The following is a 4978-nucleotide window of genomic DNA, read 5'->3' as shown; positions in this document are numbered from 1 at the left end:
TTCGAGATGCTCGGTAACTGGAGCTTCGGCGATTACTATAAGAAAGAAGCTATTGCTTGGGCATGGGAACTTCTCACTGAAGTTTGGAAGCTCCCGAAGGAACGCCTCTTTGCGACCGTCTATCAGGACGATGACGAAGCTTGGCAGATTTGGAAAGACGTGTCCGGTCTTCCGGATGACCGCATCATGCGTTTTGATGCTCACTCCAACTTCTGGGAAATGGGCGACACCGGTCCGTGCGGTCCTTGCTCCGAAATCCATTACGACCGTGGCGACCTCGCTACGCAGGCCGAAACGTTCAAGGACCCGATCAAGGGCGTGAACGGCGAAAACGACCGCTACATTGAAATTTGGAATAACGTGTTCATGCAGTACGAACGCGTGAGCGACGGCTCCTTGATTCCGCTGAAGGCCAAGAACGTCGATACCGGTATGGGCTTCGAACGTATCTGCGCTATTCTCCAGGGCAAGACCAGCAATTACGATACCGACGTGTTCACTCCGATTATCGCAAAGATTGCTGAACTCTCTGGCGTTCCGTACAACGATGGCGAAGCCGGCACCCCGCACCGCGTGATTGCCGACCACATCCGCGCGATTTCGTTTGCTATTGCCGATGGCGCTCTCCCGTCTAACGAAGGCCGTGGCTACGTGCTCCGCCGCATCTTGCGCCGTGCTAGCCGCTTTGCTCGCTTGCTTGGTCAGAAGAAACCGTTTATCTGCCAGCTCGTTCAGGTTCTCGCCGATACGATGGGCGATGCCTTCCCGGAAATTCGCGAACGCAAGGAATTCGTCGCTTCTGTCATCAAGAGCGAAGAAGAAAGCTTTATCCGTACGCTTGACGCTGGTCTCGAACGCTTTGCCGCTATCTCTGCCGAACTCAAGAAGGGCGACAAGATTCCGGGCGACAAGGTGTTCCTCCTCTATGATACTTACGGTTTCCCGCCGGACCTCACTGGCATTCTCGCCGAAGAAAAGGGCCTCCTCATTGATGAAGAAGGCTACAACAAGTGCATGGATGAACAGAAGGAACGTGCCCGCGCTAACATGAAGCAGGGCATCAACACGATGGGTACCGAAGGCTGGACGCAGTATAGCGAAGCTAGCACAAACTTTGTCGGTTATGAACTCTCCGCTTGCGAAACGAAGGTTGTCCGCTGGCGCGAAGACAAGGGCGTTTTGAGCATCGTTCTCGAAACCTCTCCGTTCTACGCCGAAATGGGTGGTCAGGTTGGTGACAAGGGAACGCTCGTTTCTGCCGACCTCGAAATCCAGGTGTTCGACACCGTGAAGGTGAACGATACCGCACTCTGCCGTGGTAAGGTTGTGAAGGGTGAAGCCAACGAAAAGACGATGGGCGCCGTGTTCATGGCAACCGTCGATAACGACCGTCGCGCTGACATCCGCAAGAACCACTCCGCAACGCACTTGCTCCAGGCCGCTCTCCGCGAAGTGCTTGGCACTCACGTGCAGCAGCAGGGTAGCTTCGTTTCGAACGAACTCCTCCGCTTCGACTTCAGCCACTTCAACGCGATGACTGCCGAAGAAATCCAGAAGGTCGAAGACATCGTGAACGCGAAGGTCATGGAATGCTTGCCGGTCCACACCGACGTGATGGACGTCGATGAAGCAAAGGCTAGCGGCGCTATGGCTCTGTTCGGTGAAAAGTATGGCGACAAGGTCCGCGTTGTGAAGATGGGTGATGCTGGCGTCGAATTCTCCCGCGAACTTTGCGGTGGCTTGCATGTGCAGAACACCGGTAACATCGGCATGGTGAAAATCATCAGCGAATCTAGCGTGTCCGCAGGTGTCCGCCGTATCGAAGCTGTTTCTGGCCGTGGCGCCTTGAGCCTCCTCCGCGCCGGTACGCAGATTCTCACGGCTCTCCGCGAACAGCTCCGTTGTAAGGATGCCGAAGTTCTTGACCGTATTCAGCAGTCCTTCGCCAAGACGCAGAATCTCGAAAAGAGTCTGCAGTCTGTGAAGCTGGAACTTGCAACGCTCGCCGCTGCCGAACTCTTGAACGGTGGCATCAACGTGATGGGCGTGAACCTCTACGTGCGTGAACTCTCCTTGCCGGATGAAAAGTACAAGAACTTGCTCGATGGCGTTCAGAACAAGCTTGATGTCGATAGCGTTGCTGTGATTGCAAACAAGGACAACGGTTCTGGTAGCATCGCCGTGATGGTTGGCAAGAACGTTCAGGCCAAGGGCATCAAGGCTGGCGACATCGTCAAGGATCTCGCCAAGGCTTGCAACGGTAAGGGCGGTGGCCGTCCGGACCGTGCTCAGGCTGGTACTCGCGAACCGGAAAAGATTGCCGAAGCTATCGCGAACACCAACAACTGGATCCGCGCTAAACTCGGTGCATAAATAGAAGAATACCGCGCCAACCATGCTTACATGAGTAGGCATGGTTGTGGTCGCAGGGATTTCTGTAGCGCTTGGCTTAATGCTTGTTAGCGTCTTTTATACAGCGGATGCTAATTCCCATGTCTTTGGCGGTGTAATGCAGTCCTGCATAACGATTGGCATTTTCAAATTCGGCAGTCTGCGCCGTTTTGGCTGATCCCTCGGTTGCAGTCCAAAAATAAGCAAGCATACCGTTGTAGCGGGGCTTGTGGTCGTGGTACATCGCGTCATTTTCGATAAGACCTACAGGAAATGCCGAAAAACCATAGGCATCCGTACCATTGCCGTTGCTGCTGCTTGCTTTGATTATATTCCACCCTTTTTGAGACTTGAGAGCGGTTCCTTCGGAACCCCAGCCAACTTCTTTAAATAGAGCTCTCCATTCTGTTGTGTCCGGCAAATGCCAACCGTCAGGACAAATTCCCTGCGCCTTCGCGGGAAGAACACATTTTTTATCATAGCCGCAAATCAAGCCCTTTCCATCATTGTATAAGGCGATGGAATCGATCGCTGCACCCCAAGTATAGAATACTCCACCGATATCACAGTTTTTAGGTTGATCGTTATAACACCACATGCTGCCTTTAAGGCTGGGCGTTTGGGCACTATCCGAATAGTTCAAGTTTTCTGCCATCCAGATTTGCTCACCGATTTTCACGGTCTTGTAAACTTTGCCATCTCGACTATCCTTTATCGAGTCGTATTTGACTGCTGGGTTCAGGTAGTTTTCCTTAGGAACGCTCCAGTCAAAACCGTCTATGCTGCTTGATGATTTTATGTTGTCAACATTTGAAGAAGACTCGACCGCTTTTTCGCTACTGCTCGAAATGTTTTGATTACTACTGCTTCTAGGTTCCGTCTTTGGTTTGCTCGAAGAAGATATTTCATCATCGTTTGATTTCTTTTCGCTGCTGCTCGAAGCGGCTAGGACCTGTTTTGCGGAACTGCTAGAAGTTATTTTGTTGCTACTGCTCAGAAAATTTTCCGATGAACAGCTTTGGGTGATCGGTTCGTTTGTTGGAGCCGATGAGGAATCGTCGCAAGCGGCAAAAAGCATGACCAAAGGTAACACGGCGATGGAAAATTGTTTCATGAGTCTCTCCTCGAATGATTATTTTAAAAAATAAATTATTTTAAATTTTTTTCTCCCCCTTCTGTTGTAAATTTCTTTGTGTTCTACGAGTAAAATTCAATTAAGGTTCCGTGCATCGAAGTTGAATGGGGGTATAGTCTTTGGGTTTTAATTTATGTATTTTATGGCTGTTCAAAAGTAAACTATGAAAGTTCAATAGGGGCTTTCATCTTGAGGAAAGTTAGATGATGCGTATCGTAGCCGGTTTCTTGTTGTTGCTCTGTTCTTGTACAACGAATAGTAATCCTGAAGGATATTGTCAACGATAAATTTGGATGTGTCCAAGGATGTGCTGTCTATAGACTCGTTTCCAGAAATCAACATTAAGGATTATGGATTTGCGTCGTTTATTACTCCAAACTCAAAAAACGAAATGGATACTTTGACTATTCCACTAGATTCTAGTTCAAAAGCTCTTTCAGATACAATCGTGTCAAGTTATAAGCTTTCCCCAAAGGGGTTGCCTGCTGGAATAGATTTGAAATATGTATTGCATTTTTCAGAACAGAATGTAACAGATCCTTGTGCTGTTCCCATTGAATATCCTCATTTAAATAAATTTTCATATCAGTTGCAAAAAATAGATGATGCTCGTGTAGTGATGGATTCTACTATTTTTTGGACTTTGATTTATACGGATCAGTATGGAATAAGCGATTCTCTTGTCATGAAAACAAGGTTTCATTAATTTCTGATTTATACAAACTAAATGTTTTGTTTTTTTTGTAGAGGTCTTTAAATTTTATGCTGGGTTCTTCGCAATCGGCGAGTAAAGAATCGTGCCTTAGAAAAAAATCTTCCTTTACAATTATTCTAAAAGATTCTGTTACGAATTATTGTGGCAGAATTATTACTATTTCTTCAACGGAAAATGTTGCATGTAATTTTTATTTTTATTAAAAAATATTGAATAAATTAATGTTTATTTTTTTAGGGGGAATAATAGATCAGTCAGATTCCATTATTCCGGCATTGTATTTGATGCTTTCATCAAACAAAAAGAAAACCCCGACTCGTCAGAGCCGGGGCAATTTCTTTTCGCGTTTCAGTAGGCGGCGTAGCCGCGATTATTCCCTAATCACAAGCCACTAACCACTGACCACTACTTAAGCCTGCTTGTAGCTTTCCAGCGATTCCACGCGGAGACTCTTCACGAAGTTGTAGTGCTTGGCGACTTTGCTTCGACTTGCTCAGCACAGGCTCTTTCGGCGAGGTTCAAGTACACCTTCATGCTCTTGTCGAACAGTTCCGGTGCCTTGGTGGCGTCGCGGAGCAACAACTGGCTCATGACGTAGTTGGCGGCGAGTTCGTACAAGTGACGGCTGCAGAGGTCGGTGAATTCGTTGTTTTCAACGGACTTCACGTATTCAATAGCTTCGTTGTACTTTTCGTCCATAGCCTTGGCGCGGGCCTTGAGGCTTTCGTATTCCGGGC

Annotated in this window: 4 protein-coding genes; 2 read left to right on the top strand and 2 right to left on the bottom strand. The window is 48.0% G+C overall.

What is annotated here, in order from left to right:
* A partial coding sequence (alaS, locus tag IKG78_RS17150; protein WP_290945744.1) for an alanine--tRNA ligase occupies window positions 1-2373 on the top strand: 2373 nt, incomplete at its 5' end.
* Between the two features lie 76 nt (window positions 2374-2449).
* Here alaS and IKG78_RS17145 read toward each other — a convergent pair.
* Complete coding sequence (locus tag IKG78_RS17145; protein WP_290945742.1) at window positions 2450-3505, bottom strand: fibrobacter succinogenes major paralogous domain-containing protein; 1056 nt, start codon at window positions 3503-3505, stop codon at window positions 2450-2452.
* A 295-nt stretch (window positions 3506-3800) separates the two neighbouring features.
* Here IKG78_RS17145 and IKG78_RS17140 point away from each other — a divergent pair, with 295 nt between their 5' ends.
* Window positions 3801-4232 carry a hypothetical protein gene (locus tag IKG78_RS17140; protein WP_290945740.1) on the top strand — a complete coding sequence of 144 codons (432 nt, stop codon included), beginning with the start codon at window positions 3801-3803 and terminating at the stop codon, window positions 4230-4232.
* Window positions 4233-4694: 462 nt separating this feature from the next.
* Here the strand turns inward: IKG78_RS17140 and IKG78_RS17135 are convergent.
* The coding region (locus IKG78_RS17135; protein WP_290945738.1) for an Acyl-CoA dehydrogenase C-terminal domain-containing protein at window positions 4695-4978 on the bottom strand (284 nt) is incomplete at its 5' end.

Source organism: Fibrobacter sp. (assembly GCF_017545445.1).
Lineage (GTDB): Bacteria > Fibrobacterota > Fibrobacteria > Fibrobacterales > Fibrobacteraceae > Fibrobacter.
This window is presented reverse-complemented; position numbering and strand designations above follow the sequence as displayed.